Source organism: Krasilnikovia cinnamomea, from assembly GCF_004217545.1.
Lineage (GTDB): Bacteria > Actinomycetota > Actinomycetes > Mycobacteriales > Micromonosporaceae > Actinoplanes > Actinoplanes cinnamomeus.
Genome location: NZ_SHKY01000001.1, coordinates 4813405 through 4831876, shown reverse-complemented (window position 1 = coordinate 4831876; position 18472 = coordinate 4813405). Strand labels below are relative to the sequence as shown.

Below are 18472 nucleotides of genomic sequence, written 5' to 3'. Positions count from 1 at the left end.
CTGCCGCGATCGGTCCACCCCGATAGCGCAGCCGGTGATCTGGACGCGGATGGTGCACGGGCGCGCGCCGCCAACGCGAAGCCGTCCGGCGCTGGCGAGAACCGCCACGGGCCTGCGCACCGCCGCGAACCCGGCTCAACCCGCGTCCAGGACACCGCGGACCGCCACGGCCAGACCGGCCGGGGTCGCCACCGCCGCGATGTCGCCCTCGAGGTCGGTACGCACCACCCGGGCACCCGCGCGACTCAGCCGGGCCAGCAGCGCCGCGTTCGGATGGCCGTAGTCGTTGTCGAGCCCGACGGACACCAGCGCCACGCCCGGACCTACGGCGTCCAGGAACCGGGGTTCCTGGTACGCGCTGCCGTGGTGCGCCACCTTGAGGACGTCGGCCCGCAGGGCACCCGGATCCGCACCGGCCAGAAGCGCGTCCTGTTCCTCGGTCTCCGCGTCGCCGGGCAGCAGCACCGTACGCCCGTGCAGCTCGGCCCGCAGCACGAGCGAGTTGTTGTTCGGGTCCGAGTTCGTCCCGCGCAGCGGCGCCACCGGGCCGAGCACGGTCAGCCGCAGGCCGCCCCCGGTGTACGACCACCCGGGAGTGACCGGCTGCACCGGAGCGTGGGCCTCGGCGGCCGCGCGGGTCACCGCGGCACGGCCACCGGCCGGGTCCGGCCAGTCCGGGGTGACCACCGCCGCCACCGTACGGCCCCGGAAGACACCTGCCAGCCCGCCGACATGGTCGGCGTGGAAGTGACTCACCACGAACACCGCCACCTCACGCACGCCCAGCCGCCGCAGGCACCGGTCGACGGGAACGGGCTCCGGACCAGCGTCGACGACCACAGCACGTCCGGGGCCGGCGGGCAGGACGATCGCGTCTCCCTGCCCGACCGCACACGCCACGACCAGCCAACCCGGCGGCGGCCAGCCCGCGGCCAGCAGCCGTACGGGCAAGGTGCCGAGCACCGCGCCGACCGACACCACGGCGACGAGCCGCCGCACGAGGGGCCTGCGCACCGCCACCAGCAGAGCGACCGTCGCCACGGCCAGCAGCACAGCGCCCCAAACGCCGCCCGGCCAGGGAACGGCGCCGGCCGGGATCCGGGCGCCGACGGTCGCCACCAGCACGAGCCAGCGCGCGGGCCACTGCCCCATCCAGGCGGCGAACTCAGCGCCGGACGGCCACACCGGTGACAGCACCGCCGCAGCCACACCGAGCAGGGTGGCGGGCGCGATCGCGGGCACGGCCAGCAGATTGGCGGGCACCGCCACCAGGCTGACCGTTCCGGACAGCCCCGCTACCACCGGCCCGCAGGCGACCTGCGCGGCCGCCGGAACGGCGAGCGCCTCCGCAGCCCACACCGGCCAGCGGCGGCCGCGCAGCGCGTCGCGCCACCGCGGCGCGAGCAGCAACAGGCCGCCCGTGGCCAGCACCGACAACGCGAACCCGGGGTCACCGGCCAGTTCGGGGTCGACGACGACCAGCGCCGCGATCCCCGCGCCGAGCGCCGGCAACGCCGCCCGGGGCCGCCCCGCGGCGAGGCCGAGCAGTCCGATCGCGCCCATCGCGGCGGCGCGCACCACGCTCGGCGATGGCCGGGCCAGCAGCACGAATCCGACCAGCGCGACCGCGCACACCGCGGCGGTCAGCACCGGCCCGGCCCGCACCCAGCGCAGCAGGAACAGCACGACCCCGAGAACGATCGCCACGTTCGCACCGCTGACAGCGTTGAGATGGGTCATCCCGGTGGTACGGAAGTCCTCCGCCAGCGCCGGATCGAGCCGGCTGGTGTCGCCGACGACCAGCCCGGGCAGCAGCCCACCGACAGGCCCCGGCAGCGGCGCGCACGCCCGCTGCAAGCCTGCCCGCAGGTCGCCCGCGACCCGTTGCGTCCATGGTGGACGCCCGCGCAGCGCGGGCGCTCGCTTCACGGACAGGACGGCCGCGCGCAGATCGCCGCCGCGCGGCGCCAGCAGCCGCCCGGTCACCGTGGCGCGCTGACCCGGGAGCAGCCCGCGCCACCCGGGGTCGTTGCCGAGCACCAGCGCGCGGACGTCGAGCCGCAACGCGACCGCCGGGTCGCGGGCGCGCATCCCGGTGAGGTCGACGGCGACCAGGTAGGTGATCGGCCGCCCGGGCGAGCCGGTGAGCGCCCGCGGGTCGTCCGCGACGACGACGTCCGCCTCCACCGTCGCGGCGCGGGCGACCAGGGCGGCCACCGGTCCGGCGTCGCGCGCGGCGACCCGGGCGGCGGTGGCACTCCCACCGCAGGCGGCGCCCAGCAGGGCGGCTACCGCGATCCAACGGGCCCCGCCGAGCGAGGCGGCCACCGCCTTCCAACGGAGCCTGTCCAGCGAGGCGGCTACGGCCTTCCAACGGGCCCCGCCCAGCGAGGCGGCCACCGCGATCCACCGGGGCCTGCCCAGCGAGGCGGCCACCGCGATCGAACCTGCCCACCGGTGAGAGTCGTCGGCGGGCGAGCCGATGGTGCCGGGTGTCGTTGCCCCGCCCTGCCGCGACCTGCGCGGACCGGCACGCAGGGCGCGGCACAGCGCGGCCCGGCAGCGGGCGGCGTCGAGCACGGCGACGACCAGCGCCGCCACCAGGGCGGCCGCGGCCTGGACCGCACCGGCGGTGGCTGACGAATGCAGGGCCAGCAGGGCGGCCAGCCACGCCGCCACCGCGAATCCGGCGAGACGCAGGTCCGGTGGGCGCGGCGGGTCCGGTGGGCGCGGCGGGTCCAGTGGGCCCGGCGGGTCTGCGCGCGGTGCGGCACTCACACCGTCACCAGGTCCTTGAGCTGCTCGTACCGGGCCTCGCCGATGCCGTCGACCTGGCGTAGGTCGCTGACGGTCGCGAACCCGCCCCGGGCCTGCCGGGCGTCAAGGATCCGCTGGGCCAGGACCGGGCCGACGCCGGGCAGCGAGTCGAGGTCGGCCAGAGTCGCCGTGTTCAGATTGACCGGCCCGGCTGGCGCGGCGGCACCGGCGGGGCCGGTGGGCGCCGCCGGGGCGGCAGGCGGGGCGGCCACGCCGACCATGATCAGCTCGCCGTCGACGACCTTGCGGGCGAGATTCAGCAGGGCTACGTCCACTCCCGGGTCGGCACCTCCGGCGGCCTGCAGGGCGTCCGCGACGCGGGCGCCGGGTGGGAGGTGGACGAGACCGGGCTTGCGGACCTTCCCGCCGACGGCGACGACGATGTCGACACCGGCGGAGCGTGCGGCGGATGCCACGGCCGGAGCCGGTACGCCGTCCGCCGGTCCGGACCCCGCCCCGGGGGAACCGGCGGGGGCGACCGCGGGCACACCCACCGCGGCCGGTACGGGCTCGACGCGCGGGCGTGCCCGCCAGGCGAGGACTCCGGCCACGAGCACCACGACCGCCGCGACGGCGGCCAGCGCCCGCACACCGCGCCGACCAGGGTCGAACGCGGCCAGCGCGGCGGACCCGCGTATCCCCTGCGGATCCGGGCCGAAGGCGCCCTGCCCAGCCTGCCGGGCTGCCTCAGCCGCTCGCGAATCGATGCCCGCCGGTATCCGGTCCACCGCCGAGAACCGAGGATCCGGCGGCGTGACGTCCGGGCCCGATGGACGCACGAGCCCCGGACGGGACGGGTCCGGGACGGCGCCGGGCAGGACTGCCCGGAGTCTGGCCCGCACCGCGTCGCCGGGATCGGAGGTGTCTCGCACGCCGCAGACCGTAGGGCCAACCGGGCGCGCCGGGCATCAGCGCCTGTGGACGACGGCCCACTGTGGAAAACTCGGCCGCACCGCGCCGGAGGAATCCACCAAGCCGACCGTGCCGACCCGGATCGAGTTGGTGAACCGGTTCGCCGCCTGGATCAGCGACGTACGGTTCCATCCCGCGATCGTGGCCGCCCGCATCGACGAATCGTGGCGGCAGGCCACCGGCGCGCTGTCCGAAGCGACCCGGATCCGGCTCGACGACCCGGCCGCGTCCACCCACCAGCCACGGGAGTCCGCCCGGGCCCTGCGCCTGGTCCTGATCGAGCAGTGGGGTGAACGCCTGGGTTCCATGGGTCGGGAGTGGACCCGCTTCGCCCGCCCGGCGGACCGGCACGGCCAGGCCGAGCTGGCTGCCCGCATCGCCGTCGTGGCCGGCGCCGACCCGACCACCGCGGTCACCCACCTCGGCCGAGATCGTGCCCCGCACGGCTGAACGGGTGCCCCGCGGGAGGCGGCGCTCGTCACGGCCCGCGACACCGGCCTGACCGGCCAGACGCCCGGCGCCTTCCGGCGTGGACGTGTGCTAGGCAAGGTTCCGTGAATTCCGGAATCCCCGCGTCGGTGCTGGCCGACGCGGTCGACACACTGCGCGCGGCGGGCTGCGTGTTCGCCGAGGACGAGGCCGCCGCGCTGGGCACCTGCGCCGATGACTTGGCGGCCCTCGAAACCCTGGTACGGCGACGGGCTTCCGGGGAACCGCTCGAACAGGTGGTGGGCTACGCCGACTTCTGCGGCGTACGGGTCCGGCTGCGACCGGGTGTCTTCGTGCCGCGCGTCCGCAGCGCCCTGCTGGTGCACCTGGCGGCCGAGCAAGCCGCCCGGAGAGGCCCCCTCGGGCCGGGAACCCCGGCCGTCGTCGTGGATCTGTGCTGCGGCTCCGGCGCGCTCGGACTCGCGGTACGGCACCGCGTGCCGGGCACGGACCTGTACGCGGCCGATGTCGATCCGGTCGCGGTGGCCTGCGCCCGGGACAACCTCGGCGCCGACGGCACCCGGGTCTTCGCGGGCGATCTGTTCGACGCCCTCCCCGCCGGCCTGAGCGGCCGGATCGACGTTCTGATCGCCAACGTCCCGTACGTGGCGACGCCGCATCTGCCGCTGCTTCCGGCGGAGGCGCGGCTGTACGAGCCGCGCACCGCATTGGACGGCGGCGCCGACGGGCTGGACGTGTTCCGCGCGGTGGTGGCCGGGGCGCCCGCGTGGCTGGCCCCGGACGGCGTCGTGTTCTCCGAGATCACCGAGGCCCAGGCGGAGGCGGCGTCGGCCGCGCTGCTGGCGGCCGGACTGCGCCCGGCCGTGCACCACGACCCGGATCTGGAGGCCACCGCCATCGAGGGCCGCCCCTGACAAAAGCGATTCCGGGCCACCCTGACAATGCGCAGGGCCGCCCCGGCGAAGGCGCAACGCCGGGGCGGGAGCGCAACGCCAGGGCGGGAGCGCAACGCCAGGGCGGGAGCGCAACGCCAGGGCGGGAGCGCAACGCCAGGGCGGGAGCGCAACGCCAGGGCGGGAGCGTCACGGACGGCGGTGTACGACCACCCCGGCCACCCCGGGCCCCACGTGCGCCGCGACCACCGCGCCGATCTCCGTGACGTAGCAGTCCTGCAGCCGGTCGCCCAGGCGCACCGACACCGCGTCGGCCAGAGCGGCCGCCCGCTCCGGTGCCCCGAGGTGGTGCACGGCGATGTCCACGTCACCCGCGCCGGAGGCTTCCACAGCCAGATCGACGAGGCGGGCCAGGGCCCGCCCGGCCGTACGGACCTTGTCGCGCACCACGATCGTCCCGTCCACGACGTGCAGGATGGGCTTGACCGACAGTGCCGTGCCCAGCAGCGCGGACGCCGCGCCGATCCGGCCGCCCCGGCGCAGGAATTCGAGGGTGTCGACGTAGAACAGGATGGCGACGTGGTCGGCGTGGGTGACCGCGGCCTGCCGTACCTCGGTCAGCGGACGGCCGTGGCCGGCCTCGGCCGCGGCGGCCAGCGCCGCGAAGCCCAGCCCCATCCCGGTGGTGCCGCTGTCCACGACCTCGATCTGCGGGCCGATCTCGGCGGCGGCCAGGCGGGCGGCGTCGTACGTGCCGGACAGTTTGGCGGACAGGTGCACGGAGACGATGCCGTCGGCGCCGGACTCCAGCAGCTCCCGGTACGTGGCGAGGAACTGCTCGGGCGCGGGCCGGGAGGTGCTGACCGCGACGCGCCGGGCATTGAGCGCCCGGGCCACGTCGTCCGGTGCGATCTCCAGCCCTTCCCGCCCCGCGTGTCCGTTCACGACGACGGTGAGGGGGACGACGGTGAGGTCGTACGTGCCGCTCAGCTCCGCGGGCAGGTACGCCGTGGAGTCGGTCACGACCGCGACGGGCATGCGGGCACGGTAGCCGATCGGCCACCCGTTCGTGCGGTACCGGCGTGTCGTGGCGGGCGGCCGGGGCTCAGACCGGCGGCGGGACTGGCCGCTGGGTGAACGGGCCGACGTTGTACGCCCCGATCTGCCAGCCGCGCTCGGGGTCGTGGGTCAGCTCCACCCAGTGGCAGTTCTGCAGCGCCCGCAGGGTGCGCAGCTGCTCGGCGGGCCAGCCGAGGAGGTGTCCGATGCCCTGCCGGGCGGCGGCGCCGTGCGTGGCGACCACCACGGTGGCGCCGTGCGGCACCTTCTCGGCGGCCGCCTGCAGCCCGTCGGCGACGCGTTTGCCGAGGTCGTCGAGGGTCTCGATGTCCTCGCCGATGACGGGCTCACCGGCGGTCCAGCGGGCGTGCTCCGCCGGCCGGGTCTGCGCCACCTCGGCCATGGTGAGGCCCTGCCAGGGGCCGAAGTAGCGTTCGCGCAGCCGGGGGTCGGAGTGCACGGCGAGACCGGTGAGGGCCGCCAGCGCGGACGCGGTGTCGGCGGCGCGGCGCAGATCGCTGGAGACGATGGCGGCGGGCCCCAGCCGGGCCAGCAGCTCGGCGGCGTCCACGGCCTGCTGCTGCCCGAGGTCGTTGAGGGGCACGTCGGTCTGGCCCTGGACGCGGCGCTCGGCGTTCCAGTCCGTGTTGCCGTGCCGCCAGACGATGAGGCGGGTCACGCCGCGCCGGAGGAGTCGGCCTGCACCATGTCCCGGTCGACGAACGGGATCGTCGGGCAGTCCTTCCACAGCCGGTCGAGGGAGTAGAACTCGCGTTCCTCGGTGTGCTGGATGTGGATCACGATGTCGACGTAGTCCAGCAGCACCCAGCGGCCCTGCCGCTCGCCCTCCCGGCGGACCGGCTTCGCCTTCTCCGGCAGGTTCAGCAGCGCCTCCTCGACGGCGTCGACGATGGCGATCACCTGCCGCTCGTTCGACGCCGACGCGATGACGAAGGCATCGGTGATGTAGAGCTGGTCGGCGACGTCGATGAGGACGATGTCCTGCGCCTTCTTGTCGGCGGCGGCCTGCGCGGCAGCCAGCGCCAACTCACGAGCGCGGTCGGTGACGGGCAAGAGGCTCCCTTCGTCAGACCTTTACGGCCCACAACTGTTACGGCCCACAACTGCTGTTACGGCCCACAACTGCCAGATCGGGGAACACCTACTCCAGCGTTCCCGGGATACAAGCCTCTCACACCCGTCCGACATCGCCAGCCGGGCGATACAGCCGTCGCTTGGCGATGTACTGCACCACCCCGTCCGGCACCAGATACCAGACCGGTTTGCCCGAACCGACCCGGTTCCGGCAGTCGCTCGACGAGATCGCCATCGCCGGCACCTCGACCAGGGTCACCGTGTCCGCCGGCAGGTGGGCATCGGACAGCTCGAAGCCCGGCCGGGTCACCCCGACGAAGTGCGCCAGCGAGAGCATCTCCAGCGCGTCCTTCCATGACAGGATGCGGGCCAGCGCGTCCGCCCCGGTGATGAAGAACAACTCCGTGTCGGGGCCGTACACGGCGGCGAGGTCACGCAGCGTGTCGACCGTGTAGGTGGGCCCCGTGCGGTCGATGTCGGCCCGGCTCACGTGGAACCGGGGGTTGGAGGCGGTCGCGATGACCGTCATCAGGTACCGGTCCTCGACGTCGCTGACGGCCCCACCCTTCTGGTACGGCTGCCCCGTGGGTACGAAGACGACCTCCTCCAGATCGAAGAGGTCGGCCACTTCGCTGGCGGCCACCAGATGCCCATGATGGATGGGGTCGAACGTCCCGCCCATGATCCCGACCCGCCGCCTGTTGGACATCCGGGCATGGTAGATCAACCGGGGGCGGCGCCGCCCCCGGTCCCGGGGATCGGCCCGGGTCAGCGCCGGGCGGCCAAAGCCCGCCGTACGTCATCGTCGCAGTCCACGACCGCCCGGCGCAGCAGTGCGGGCAGGTCGGCGGCGGCCAGCAGCCGGGCGGCGAGCTCCCGGGTCCGCGGCTCGACCACCACCGTGGGGTACGCGGCGATCGCCACCCGCTCCGCCACCTGGTTGGGCCGCACCCGGGCCATCTCCGGCATCTCGGCGAAGTAACGCTCGACGTAGCCGTCGGTCAGCTCGAGCTGCTCGGGCTGCCAGAACCCGGCCGCGGCGGACTCGAGCAGCCGGTTCGACACCGAGGTGTCGCCGATCAGGGTGGCCCAGGCGCGCGCCTTGGCGGCAGGGTCCGGCCGGGCGGCGTGGCAGCGCGCGGCCCACTGCTCGCCGGTCGCGCTGCGGTCGCCCGCCAGCTCGGCCTCGATGTCGTCGGGACCCGCGTCGCCGAGCACGGCCTGCCGGTAGCGGATCAGCCAGCGCAGGTCGGCGTCGACGGCCAGGCCGGCGGGGACGCCGTCGCCGGCCAGCCAGCCCCGCAGCCGGGCGGTGTCGGAGGTGGCCCCGATCAGCCCGCGGGCGGCGGCGAGCTGCCCGGAGCTGCCCGGCGCGGACGCGCCGAGCAGCCGCTCACACGCGCTGGCCAGCAGCTCCAGCGCCGCGGGCCGGGTGTCGGGGACGGCGTACCGGTCGACCAGGCTGCGGGTGGTGCGCAGCACGTGCTCGACGATCACCACCTCGGTCTCCACCGGCAGGGCGGCGAGCACGAGCGAGACCAGGTCGGCGACCGGGCGCTCGGCGTCGACCACGGCGTCCAGGACCGCCGCCCACAGCACCGCGCGGGCCAGCGGGTCGCGGAGGGTGGGCAGCACCTGCGGCAGCGCGGCGGCGGAGGCGGCATCCAGGCGGATTTTCGCGTACGTGAGGTCGCCGTCGTTGAGCAGCAGCAGGTCCGGGGCCGCCGCGCCGGTCAGCTCCGGCACCGGGGTGTGCCCGCCGTCGGTCGCCGGGTCCAGGTCGAGCTCGAGGCGCCCGCGCAGCGCAGCGCCGTCGGCGGTGAGGTCGTACAGGCCCAGGCCGAGCCGGTGCGGGCGCAGGGTCGGGTGGTCCGGCGGGGCGGTCTGCGCGATGGCGACCGCGGTGTACCGGCCCTCGGAGTCGCGGGCCGTCTCGGCGCGCAGCGTGTTGACCTGGGAGCGGCGCAGCCACACGTCGGACCACGCGGACAGGTCCCGCCCGCTGGCCTCGGACAGCGCGGCCAGCAGGTCGGCGAGGGTGGCGTTGCCGTACGCGTGGGCCGCGAAGTGGGCGTTGAGCCCGGCCAGGAACGGCTTCTCCCCCACCCAGGCGACGAGCTGCTTGAGCACGGCGGCGCCCTTGGCGTACGAGATGCCGTCGAAGTTCAGCAGCGCCATCGCGGTGTCGGCCACCTCGTCCGGTGCCACGGGGTGCGTGGAGGGGCGCTGGTCGGCGCGCAGGCCCCACGCCTTGTCGCCCATCGCGAAGCTGGTCCAGGTCCCGTCGAAGCGGGTCGCCTCGGCCGCGACCCGGACGCCCAGGTAGTCCGCGAACGACTCGTTGAGCCACAGGTCGTCCCACCACGCCATGGTCACCAGGTCGCCGAACCACATGTGCGCCATCTCGTGCGCCACGACGATGGCCCGCTGTTCGCGCTGGCTGTCGGTGACCGCGGAGCGGAACACGAACTCGTCACGGAAGGTGACCAGCCCCGGGTTCTCCATCGCCCCGGCGTTGAACTCGGGCACGAACGCCTGCTGGTAGTGGCCGTACGGATAGCGCACGTCGAACATCTCGTGGTACCGGTCCAGGCACTGCCGGGTGATCGTGAACAGCTCGTCCGCGTCGGCGTCCAGGTACTCGGCCAGCGACCGGCGGCAGTACAGGGCCAGCGGGATGCCGTCGTGCTCCGCGGTGCGCGCGTGGTACGGCCCCGCGATCACGCTGACCAGGTACGTGGACATGGGTGGCGTGGGAGCGAACTCGTGCCGTCCGCCGGAGGGTGCTCCGGCGGGCATGCCGTTCGCGGCGACCAGCCAGTCCTCGGGGGCGGTGACGCTGAGCCGCACCGGCGCCTTCAGGTCGGGCTGGTCGAAGCACGCGAAGATCCGCCGGGCGGCGTCCAGGAACGACTGCGCGTACAGGTAGACGTTGCCGTCGGCCGGGTCGACGAAGCGGTGCAGCCCCTCCCCGGTGTTGGAGTACGCCATGTCGGCCTCGACGGTCAGCTCGTTGTCGGCCGCGAGCCCGGTGAGGGTGAGCCGGTGCTCCGCCAGGGCGTCGGCGGGCAGCGCCGCGCCGTTGAGCCGGGCCGAGCCGAGGGCGGCTGGCTCGACCTCGATGAATGTCGTGGCGCCCGGCTCGGCGGTGAACCGGACGGTGGTCCGGGACCGGAACGTCTCGGCGCCACCGGTGAGATCGAGATCGATCTCGTAGCCCGTCACGGTGATCGTCGCGGCCCGGGTGGTGGCCTCGGCACGGGTCAGGATCGGCATGCCGACCATCATGCCGGTCCCGGCCCCGACCCCGCGACGGCACGCCCGGCGATCAATCCCATACCGCCACGAAGGGCCGCGCCGATCGGTCCCCGGCGGGCCCCGAAGCCGGGAAAGCGGCGGGCCCGAAGCCGGAAATCGTGGCGGCACATCGGCCGGGACCGGGCTACCCTCGTGCCATGCGCGTGCACAGTCTCAACTGGTGGCCGTCCTGACGGGCGGCCCGACCCCACGCGTATGACCTCATCCGCGGCCGCCTCACGCAGGGCGGCCGCGTTCGCGTGTGCAGGCGGCGTCCGGCGCGTGCGGCGGCTTCCCGTACCTGTAAGGAGCCTGCCATGACCCCCACCGCGACCCTCACCGGCAACAAGACCCGCCTCAGTGGTTTCAAGCCCACCGGCCACCTCCACCTGGGCAACCTGCTCGGCGCGCTGCGGCCGCTGGCCGCGGCGCAGCACGACCACGATTCGATCGCCCTCATCGCGGACCTGCATGCGCTCACCGTCGAGCACGACCCCCGGACGGTACGGGCACTCACCCGCGAACAGGCGACCGTCATGCTGGCCGCCGGGGTGGATCCGGCGCGCACCGCCATCGTGGTGCAGTCCCAGGTGCCCGAGCACACCGAGCTGCACTACCTGCTGGAATGCGTCACGAGCCACGGCGAGGCGGCCCGCATGATCCAGTTCAGGGAGAGGTCGGCGGGCGGCGGCCCGGTCCGGCTCAGCCTGCTCACCTATCCGGTGCTGATGGCCGCCGACATCCTGCTGCACGACGTGCGCGCGGTCCCGGTCGGCGACGATCAGCGCCAGCATCTGGAGCTGGCGCGGACCGTGGCGACCCGGTTCAACGCCCGGTACGGCGAGACGTTCGTGGTGCCCGAGGCGGTCCGGCCCGAGTCCGCCGCCCGGATCATGGACCTCGCCGATCCGCGCGCCAAGATGGGCAAGAGCGGCGCCGTGGGTGCCGGGCGGATCGGGCTGCTCGACCCGCCGGAGGTGGTGCGCCGCACGATCGCCCGGGCGGTGACCGACACCGTGGGGGTGCGGCACGACCTGGACGCCCAGCCCGGGGTGACGAACCTGCTGGAGATCCTCGCCGCCTGCACCGGGGCGCCGCCCGGCCCGCTGGGCTCGTACGCCGCCCTCAAGCGGGAGGTGACCGGCGCGGTGGAGGCGGCGCTGGCGCCGATCCGCGCCCGGCACGCCGAGCTGGCGGCCGACCCCGGGTACGTCGACGCCGTGCTGGCCGACGGCGCGGCCCGGGTCCGGGACACCGCGCGAGCCACGATCCGCCGCGCCCGCGAGGCGATCGGGCTGCTGGGCTGAGTCCCGCTACCGGGCCGCGACCGTCAGCCGCTTCTCCAGGCACACGCTGAACGGGTTGCCGACGTACTCGCCGTACGGCGCGATGTCGGTGTAGCCGCAGGCCCGGTACAGGGCGATCGCGGCGGGCAGGTACGTGCCGGTCTCCAGCCGCAGTGTCGGGCGGCCCGCGGCAAGTGCCTCCTCCTCCAGCGCGACCACGAGCTGGCGGGCGATCCCGCGCCCCCGGTACGCCGGGCGCACGTACATCCGCTTGAGTTCGGCGGCGCCGGGCTCCAGCGGCTGCCACGCGCCGCACGCCACGGCCCGGCCGTCCACCACCGCGACCAGGTACGCCGCGCCGTCGTGGACGAGGTACACCACGCCGTCGGCGCCGCCGTGCGCCTCGGCCAGTTCGCGCTGCTGGGCGACGAGCAGGGTGCCGAGTTCGGCGTCGGCGGCGGGGCGGGATTCGATCAACACGCCCGCCACGCTAACCACCCCGCGTTTCGCCCGGGTTGCCGTGACCTGGCCACGGCACTATTCGTCCGTGTCGTCGTCCGTCAGGTCGTCGACGAGCACCGGGCGCTGCGCGTTCGCGACCGTGGTGATGGTGCCGTCCGCGGACATGTGCAGCAGCTCGTCGTCGGTGCGCTGGCGGCGCGCCTTGCGGGCGGCGAGGCGCTGCGCCGCGGTGGCCCGGCCGGTCGGTTCGGCCAGCCGCTGGTCGGTGCCGCGCGGCCCGGTCACGTACGCCCCGGCGGTCGGCTGCCAGTCGAACTCGCGCTCGCCGATGCGCACCGTGTCGGCCGGCTTCGCGCCCGCCTTGGCCAGCGCCGCCTCCACACCGAGGCGCTCCAGCCGGTCGGCCAGGTAGCCGACGGCCTCCTCGTTGTCGAAGTTCGTCTGCCGGATCCAGCGCTCCACCTTGACGCCATGGATCACGTACGCGCCGTCCGGGTCCCGTTCGATCGTGAAGCCGGTGTCGTCGACGGCTCGGGGCCGTAGCACCGTACGCGTCGGCTCGGCCACGGGCGTGGCGGCCCGGTGCGCGGCAACCGCCTCGGCCAGGGCGTAGGTGAGCTCCTTGAGCCCTTCCCGGCTGACCGCGCTGACCTCGTACACCGGCAGGCCGCGCGCCCGCAGGTCGGCGCCCACCATGTCGGCCAGGTCCCGCCCGTCCGGGATGTCGATCTTGTTGAGGACCACGATCCGGGGCCGGTCCTCCAGCCCCCCGTACGCGGTCAGCTCCGCCTCGATCGCGTCGAGGTCGGCCAGCGGGTCCCGCTCGATCTCCGGCGCCGCCGAGTCCAGCACGTGCACGAGCACCGCGGTGCGCTCGATGTGCCGCAGGAACTCCAGACCCAGGCCCTTGCCGGTGGCCGCGCCCGGGATCAGTCCGGGCACGTCCGCGATGGTGAAGGTCTGCTCACCGGCCTGCACCACGCCGAGGTTCGGCACGAGGGTGGTGAACGGGTAGTCGGCGATCTTGGGACGGGCCGCGGAGAGCACCGAGATCAGCGACGACTTGCCCGCCGACGGGAAGCCCACCAGGCCCACGTCGGCGACGCTCTTGAGCTCCAGCACCACGTCGAGGTGGTCGCCGGGCTCGCCCAGCTCGGCGAAGCCGGGCACCTTGCGCCGGGAGTTCGCCAGCGCCGCGTTGCCGCGCCCGCCCCGCCCGCCGCGCGCCACCTCGTACTCGGTGCCGGCGCCGACCAGGTCGGCCAGCACCGTACCGTCCAGGGTCTGCACGACCGTGCCGTCGGGCACGGGCACCACCAGCTGCTTGCCGTTCGCGCCGTCGCGGTTGCTGCCGGCACCCCCGGCGCCGTTGGGGGCCTTGACGTGCGGGCGGAAGTGGAAGTCGAGCAGGGTGTGCTGCTGCGGGTCCACGACCAGCGTGATGCTGCCGCCGTGGCCGCCGCTGCCGCCGTCCGGCCCGCCCAGCGGCTTGAACTTCTCCCGGTGCACCGAGACGCAGCCGTGCCCGCCGTCACCCGCCTGCAGGTGCAGCACGACCCGGTCGACGAACGTGGTCACTGCCTGTCTCCAAATTCATGAGGTCCCGTGAACGATGAGGTCCCGTGAACGCAACAACGGGCCGGGGACGAGAAGTCCCACGGCCCGTCGTGATGCGGACTACTGCTGCACCGGCTCCGCGAGCGGGACGATGCTGACGGTCTTGCGGCCGCGCTTCGTGCCGAACAGCACGTTGCCGTTCGCGAGCGCGAACAGCGTGTCGTCGCTACCGCGGCCGACGAGCTCGCCCGGGTGGAACTTCGTGCCGCGCTGGCGGATCAGGATCTCGCCGGCGTTGACCAGCTGGCCGCCGAACCGCTTGACGCCGAGCCGCTGGGCGGCGGAGTCACGGCCGTTCCGCGAGCTGGAAGCACCCTTTTTATGAGCCATGGCTGCGCCCTACTTCCCGGTCGAGATGCCGGTCACCTTGACGCGGGTCAGCGGCTGACGGTGCCCCTGGCGCTTGTGGTAGCCGGTCTTGTTCTTGAACTTGTGGATCCGGATCTTCGGACCCTTGGTGTGCGCGGCGATCTCGCCGGACACCGCCACGCTGGCAAGCTTGGCCGCATCGGTCACCAGGTCGTCACCGTCGACGAGGAGCACCGCGGCGAGCGTCACCGCGTCGCCGGGCTCACCCGCGAGCTTCTCGACCTCGATCACGTCGCCCTCGGCGACCTTGTACTGCTTGCCGCCGGTCTTGACGATCGCGTACATCGGACGCGGACTCCCTGAGACTTACGCAGCAGGTCGCTGCTGGCGGATGGAACTGAGGGGTTCCCGGTGTGGTGGCCCCGGCCACGTAAACCCGGTCGGCGCCCACAGGAACGAGGCGCATTCAAAATGCGCCGTCAGAAAGACTACTTCATGCGCGGCCCGGCACCCAAACCGGGTCCGCTCATCCCTTCCCGCAGGCCTTGTCGAGCGTGGCCTGCAGCCCGGCGAGCCGGGTGGCGTCGAGCTTGCGCACGTCGCCCTTGAGCGCGCCCACCTGCTTGCTCATCGTGGTCAAAGCCTTCTTGAGGTCGGGCTCGGAGGCGAGCTTACCCATGTCGGCCAGCGCGTACGCGTAGTTCTGCACGTCCCGGGCCGTCTTGGAGCGGGCCTGCGACACCGCCGCGCTGTCCTGCGCGGATTCGGCGTCGATGAGCAGTTTCAGGTCCTGCGCGAAGGTGGCTCCCGCGTGCGCCCCGGTCGTGGTGGCCTGGTCGCAGATGGCCGCAGAGTTTCCCTTCAGCGCGGCGTCACCGGCAGCGGCGGCCGTGCTCGACACCGCACCGGGTGCCGGGGCCGGGCCGCCCGGGGCGACGCTCGGTGCGGCCGGGGCAGCCGCGGGCGTCCCGGCCGGCTGGGCGGCGGTGTCCGGCTCGGTCGTGCATCCGGCGCCCACCAGGACGAGGGCACCGCTCAGGGCGATCAGGCAGAGGCGTCGCACGGTTCGTACTCCTCGGGAGGCGGCCGCCGGTGGGGGCGTCGCCAGGACGACGTCGGCGGGTGCGGCGAGGGTACCCGACATCGACCACCGGATATGCCCGGGGGCGGCCCCGACCGCCCCCGGACCTGCGATCAGGCGCCCCGGCTCACGGCCGGGTCCGGCGACGCGCGCCGCCCCGGCGCGACCGGCGGCGACCACCGGCGGCGGCGCCCACGGGCTCCTCGTCGTCGTCCTCATCCTCGTCGTCGTCCTCGTCGACCGCGTCGGGGTCGTCCGCCCCGGTCAGCCGCAGCGGCTCCGCCTCCTCGACAAAGGCCGGGGACTCGTACCGGGACAGGTCGTAGCCGCTGATGTCGTAGTCGTCGTCGCCGCCGTCGTCCGAGGTGGTCAGCTGCGGGGCCCGGCTGATGATGCCCGAGCCCGCGTCCGCGGGGGCCGGGACGATCCCGGCCACCTCGGCCACGGGGCCCACCTGCTCCAGCGGCGCGGCGTGCTCCTCGGCCGGGATCTCGACGGCCGCCACCTCCACGGCCTCGGCGACCGGGGTCTCCACCGGTGCCGGCTCGGCGGCCCCGCCGCGGCGCCGCCGCGACCGCCCGGAGGGTGCCTCGCTGCGGGCCGGGGCCGCGGCGACCGCCTTGACCTGGCTTCCCGCCCCGGATGTCCGCTTCTCCGGCACGGGCTCGGTGTGGACGATCAACCCGCGGCCCTTGCAGTGGTCACAGGTCTCGCTGAACGCCTCGAGCAGCCCGGCGCCGATCCGCTTGCGGGTCATCTGCACCAGCCCGAGCGAGGTGATCTCGGTGACCTGGTGCTTCGTCCGGTCCCGGCCCAGGCACTCGGTGAGCCGGCGCAGCACCAGCTCGCGGTTGCTCTCCAGCACCATGTCGATGAAGTCGATCACCACGATGCCGCCGAGGTCACGCAGCCGCAGCTGGCGCACGGTCTCCTCGGCCGCCTCCAGGTTGTTGCGGGTGACCGTCTCCTCCAGGTTGCCGCCCGCACCGGTGTACTTGCCGGTGTTGACGTCCACCACGGTCATCGCCTCGGTGCGGTCGATGACCAGGTGCCCGCCCGAAGGCAGGAAGACCTTGCGGTCCAGGCCCTTGAGGATCTGCTCGTCGATCCGCTTGTCCGCGAACACGTCCGCCGTGCCCGCATGCCGGCGCAGCCGCTCGACCAGGTCCGGGGAGACCGCGTTCAGGTACGACTCGATCTCGGCGTACGCCTGCTCGCCCTGCACGACCAGCTCGCGGAAGTCCTCGTTGAACAGGTCGCGGACGACCCGGATCACCAGGTCCGGCTCCTCCGACAGCGCGCGCGGCGCGTTGCCCTCGGCCGCCTTGGCCTGGATGTCCTCCCACTGCGCCTGCAGCCGCTTCACGTCGCGGGCGAGCCCGTCCTCGCTGGCGCCCTCGGCGGCGGTGCGCACGATGACGCCCGCGCCGTCGGGCACGAGCTTCTTCAGGATGTCGCGCAGCCGCTTGCGCTCGTTGTCGGGCAGCTTGCGGCTGATCCCGGAGGCGTTGCCGTTCGGCACGTACACCAGGTGGCGGCCGGACAGGGCGATGTGACTGGTGAGCCGGGCACCCTTGTGCCCAAGCGGGTCCTTGGTCACCTGCACGAGCACGGAGTCGCCGGACTTGAGCGCCTGCTCGATGGAGCGGGCCCGGCCCTCCAGGCCGGTCGCGTCCCAGTTGACCTCGCCCGCGTACAGCACCGCGTTGCGGCCGCGGCCGACGTCGACGAACGCCGCCTCCATGCTGGGCAGCACGTTCTGCACCTTGCCCAGGTAGACGTTGCCGACCATGGTGCCGGAGGTGGCGCGGGCCACGTAGTGCTCGACCAGGACGCCGTCCTCCAGCACCGCGATCTGCGTCCGGTCGGACTTCTGGCGCACGACCATGACCCGGTCGACGGCCTCCCGGCGGGCCAGGAACTCCGACTCGCTCAGGATCGGCGGGCGGGTCCGGCGCTGCTCGCGGCCGTCCCGGCGGCGCTGCCGCTTGGCCTCCAGCCGGGTGGAGCCGGAAACCCCCTGCACCTCATCGGTACGGCGCGGCTCGCGGACCCGCACGACCGTGTGCACGCCGTCCTCGACGCCCCCGGTGTCCGTGTCACCCGCGCCCTTGCGGCGACGGCGGCGCCGGCGGCGGGTCACTCCGTCGCCGTCCGCGCCCTCCTCGTCGTCCTCGGCCTCCGCCTCGGCGGAGGGTTCCGCCTCGGCCACGGCCTCGCCGTCTTCGGCCTCGTCCGTGGGGCCCTTGCCACGGCCCCGGCCCCGGCGTCCCCGGCGGCGGCGACGACGGCTCGCCGCGTCCTCGTCGTCGAGGTCCTCGTCGACGCCGTCGTCGACGTCGTCCGCGGTCTCGTCGGGCTCCTCCAGCAGCGGCTCGGCGACGTCGGTGGCGGCCTCGACCGGCTCCTCGGCCTCCGCGCCGCGACGGCGGCGCCGGCCCCGGCGCGCGGGCTCGGCCGGCTCCTCGGCGGCGGCCTCCTCGGCGGCGGCCTCCGTGACCGCGTCCACGGTCTCAGCGACCGGCCGGCGGGCACGGCGGCTACGCGGAGCCGGGGTGGCCTCGGGCTCCGGCGGCATGAACAGCACGGGCGGGGGCATGGCGGCGGCCCGGGCACGCGGGGCGGGCTCCTCCTCGACGAGGTCGTCGTCGAGTGGCACGACGGTGATCACCTCGGGCTCGGCGGCGCCGGGCACGGCCTCAGCCTCGGCTTCGTCCTCCTCCTCGACGGCCGCGTCGGCCTCGGCGGGGACGGGTGGCGGCACGGCGGCGGGGGCGGCCTTCTTGCGGCGGCTGCGGGTCGCCTTGGCCGCCGGGGCGGGCTCGGCGTCGCTCAGCAGGCTCTCCACCGCGGTGGCCGGGTCCGCCGCGTCGGCTCCGGCCGGCGCCGCGGCCGCCTTGCGACGGCGGCGGGTGGGCGCGGCCTCGGCCGCAGGTGCGTCGGCCTCACCCGACCCGGCCGGCTCGGCGGGCGGAGTGGCCTTGCGGCGGGGAGACCGGGTCCGGCGCGGGGTGGCACCTTCGGCGGCGGCATCGGCGGACGGAGTGGAAGCTCCGTCCCGTTCACCGCCCTGGTCTCCCAAGTTCTCCTGGGGCTCGTTGTCGAGCATGGGCGTCTCCAGTTCCTGGGCGACCCCGGGCGCGGGTGAGCGCTGCCACGCAGGGTCGTCGCACGTGTTTCGGCCCCGGCCTCGT

Annotated in this window: 16 protein-coding genes; 3 read left to right on the top strand and 13 right to left on the bottom strand. The window is 74.5% G+C overall.

Annotated elements, in window-relative coordinates:
- Positions 1 to 135: 135 nt before the first annotated feature.
- Both EV385_RS22100 and EV385_RS22095 read right to left on the bottom strand, forming a co-directional pair.
- Entirely contained in the window at positions 136 to 2778 is a 2643-nt protein-coding gene (locus tag EV385_RS22100; RefSeq protein WP_242625010.1) for a ComEC/Rec2 family competence protein, read from the bottom strand.
- Positions 2775 to 3689, bottom strand: a complete 915-nt coding sequence (locus tag EV385_RS22095; RefSeq protein ID WP_242625009.1) for a ComEA family DNA-binding protein — start codon at positions 3687 to 3689, stop codon at positions 2775 to 2777. The genes EV385_RS22100 and EV385_RS22095 overlap by 4 nt, the downstream gene beginning before the upstream one ends.
- 109 nt (positions 3690 to 3798) lie before the next feature.
- Here EV385_RS22095 and EV385_RS22090 point away from each other — a divergent pair, with 109 nt between their 5' ends.
- Together EV385_RS22090 and EV385_RS22085 are read left to right on the top strand one after the other, a co-directional pair.
- Positions 3799 to 4179 (top strand): hypothetical protein, encoded by a 381-nt coding sequence (locus EV385_RS22090; RefSeq protein ID WP_130511182.1) that lies wholly within the window; start codon positions 3799 to 3801, stop codon positions 4177 to 4179.
- Between the two features lie 104 nt (positions 4180 to 4283).
- Positions 4284 to 5093 carry a putative protein N(5)-glutamine methyltransferase gene (locus EV385_RS22085; protein WP_242625008.1) on the top strand — a complete coding sequence of 270 codons (810 nt, stop codon included), beginning with the start codon at positions 4284 to 4286 and terminating at the stop codon, positions 5091 to 5093.
- Positions 5094 to 5261: 168 nt separating this feature from the next.
- Here the strand turns inward: EV385_RS22085 and EV385_RS22080 are convergent, their stop codons facing one another.
- The 5 genes from EV385_RS22080 to pepN all read right to left on the bottom strand — a co-directional run bounded on the left by EV385_RS22080 (position 5262) and on the right by pepN (position 10502).
- Entirely contained in the window at positions 5262 to 6110 is an 849-nt protein-coding gene (locus EV385_RS22080) for a DegV family protein (protein ID WP_130511181.1), read from the bottom strand.
- A gap of 67 nt (positions 6111 to 6177) precedes the next feature.
- Entirely contained in the window at positions 6178 to 6810 is a 633-nt protein-coding gene (locus EV385_RS22075) for a histidine phosphatase family protein (protein ID WP_130511180.1), read from the bottom strand.
- Positions 6807 to 7205, bottom strand: coding sequence for a ribosome silencing factor (rsfS, locus tag EV385_RS22070; protein WP_130511179.1), 399 nt, complete (start codon positions 7203 to 7205; stop codon positions 6807 to 6809). Before rsfS ends, EV385_RS22075 begins: the two co-directional genes overlap by 4 nt.
- 118 nt (positions 7206 to 7323) lie before the next feature.
- Entirely contained in the window at positions 7324 to 7935 is a 612-nt protein-coding gene (gene nadD, locus EV385_RS22065) for a nicotinate-nucleotide adenylyltransferase (RefSeq protein ID WP_130511178.1), read from the bottom strand.
- A 59-nt stretch (positions 7936 to 7994) separates the two neighbouring features.
- The gene (gene pepN, locus EV385_RS22060) at positions 7995 to 10502 is read right to left on the bottom strand and encodes an aminopeptidase N (protein WP_130511177.1); all 2508 of its coding nucleotides are present in this window, start codon (positions 10500 to 10502) and stop codon (positions 7995 to 7997) included.
- 338 nt (positions 10503 to 10840) lie between these two features.
- On the opposite strand from pepN, the gene trpS reads away from it, so the two are divergent.
- The gene (trpS, locus tag EV385_RS22055; protein ID WP_130511176.1) at positions 10841 to 11830 is read left to right on the top strand and encodes a tryptophan--tRNA ligase; all 990 of its coding nucleotides are present in this window, start codon (positions 10841 to 10843) and stop codon (positions 11828 to 11830) included.
- A gap of 6 nt (positions 11831 to 11836) precedes the next feature.
- On the opposite strand, the gene EV385_RS22050 is transcribed toward trpS, so the two are convergent.
- From EV385_RS22050 to EV385_RS22025, 6 genes are all read right to left on the bottom strand, one after another.
- A complete protein-coding gene (locus EV385_RS22050; protein ID WP_130511175.1) occupies positions 11837 to 12289 on the bottom strand; it encodes a GNAT family N-acetyltransferase in 453 nt (150 codons plus the stop codon).
- A 57-nt stretch (positions 12290 to 12346) separates the two neighbouring features.
- A complete protein-coding gene (gene obgE / locus EV385_RS22045) occupies positions 12347 to 13849 on the bottom strand; it encodes a GTPase ObgE (protein WP_130511174.1) in 1503 nt (500 codons plus the stop codon).
- A gap of 99 nt (positions 13850 to 13948) precedes the next feature.
- Entirely contained in the window at positions 13949 to 14218 is a 270-nt protein-coding gene (gene rpmA / locus EV385_RS22040) for a 50S ribosomal protein L27 (protein ID WP_130511173.1), read from the bottom strand.
- Between the two features lie 9 nt (positions 14219 to 14227).
- Positions 14228 to 14542, bottom strand: a complete 315-nt coding sequence (gene rplU, locus EV385_RS22035) for a 50S ribosomal protein L21 (protein ID WP_130511172.1) — start codon at positions 14540 to 14542, stop codon at positions 14228 to 14230.
- Between the two features lie 181 nt (positions 14543 to 14723).
- The gene (locus EV385_RS22030) at positions 14724 to 15260 is read right to left on the bottom strand and encodes a hypothetical protein (protein WP_130511171.1); all 537 of its coding nucleotides are present in this window, start codon (positions 15258 to 15260) and stop codon (positions 14724 to 14726) included.
- 145 nt (positions 15261 to 15405) lie between these two features.
- Complete coding sequence (locus EV385_RS22025; RefSeq protein WP_130511170.1) at positions 15406 to 18387, bottom strand: Rne/Rng family ribonuclease; 2982 nt, start codon at positions 18385 to 18387, stop codon at positions 15406 to 15408.
- Positions 18388 to 18472 lie beyond the last annotated feature (85 nt).

What these genes read in the sequence shown, in the direction of transcription:
- nadD (WP_130511178.1), bottom strand. Translation starts at nt 7,935, where the DNA reads ATGTCCAACAGGCGGCGGGTCGGGATCATGGGCGGGACGTTCGACCCC.
- rplU (WP_130511172.1), bottom strand. Translation starts at nt 14,542, where the DNA reads ATGTACGCGATCGTCAAGACCGGCGGCAAGCAGTACAAGGTCGCCGAG.
- trpS (WP_130511176.1), top strand. Translation starts at nt 10,841, where the DNA reads ATGACCCCCACCGCGACCCTCACCGGCAACAAGACCCGCCTCAGTGGT.
- EV385_RS22080 (WP_130511181.1), bottom strand. Translation starts at nt 6,110, where the DNA reads ATGCCCGTCGCGGTCGTGACCGACTCCACGGCGTACCTGCCCGCGGAG.
- EV385_RS22025 (WP_130511170.1), bottom strand. Translation starts at nt 18,387, where the DNA reads ATGCTCGACAACGAGCCCCAGGAGAACTTGGGAGACCAGGGCGGTGAA.
- rpmA (WP_130511173.1), bottom strand. Translation starts at nt 14,218, where the DNA reads ATGGCTCATAAAAAGGGTGCTTCCAGCTCGCGGAACGGCCGTGACTCC.
- pepN (WP_130511177.1), bottom strand. Translation starts at nt 10,502, where the DNA reads ATGCCGATCCTGACCCGTGCCGAGGCCACCACCCGGGCCGCGACGATC.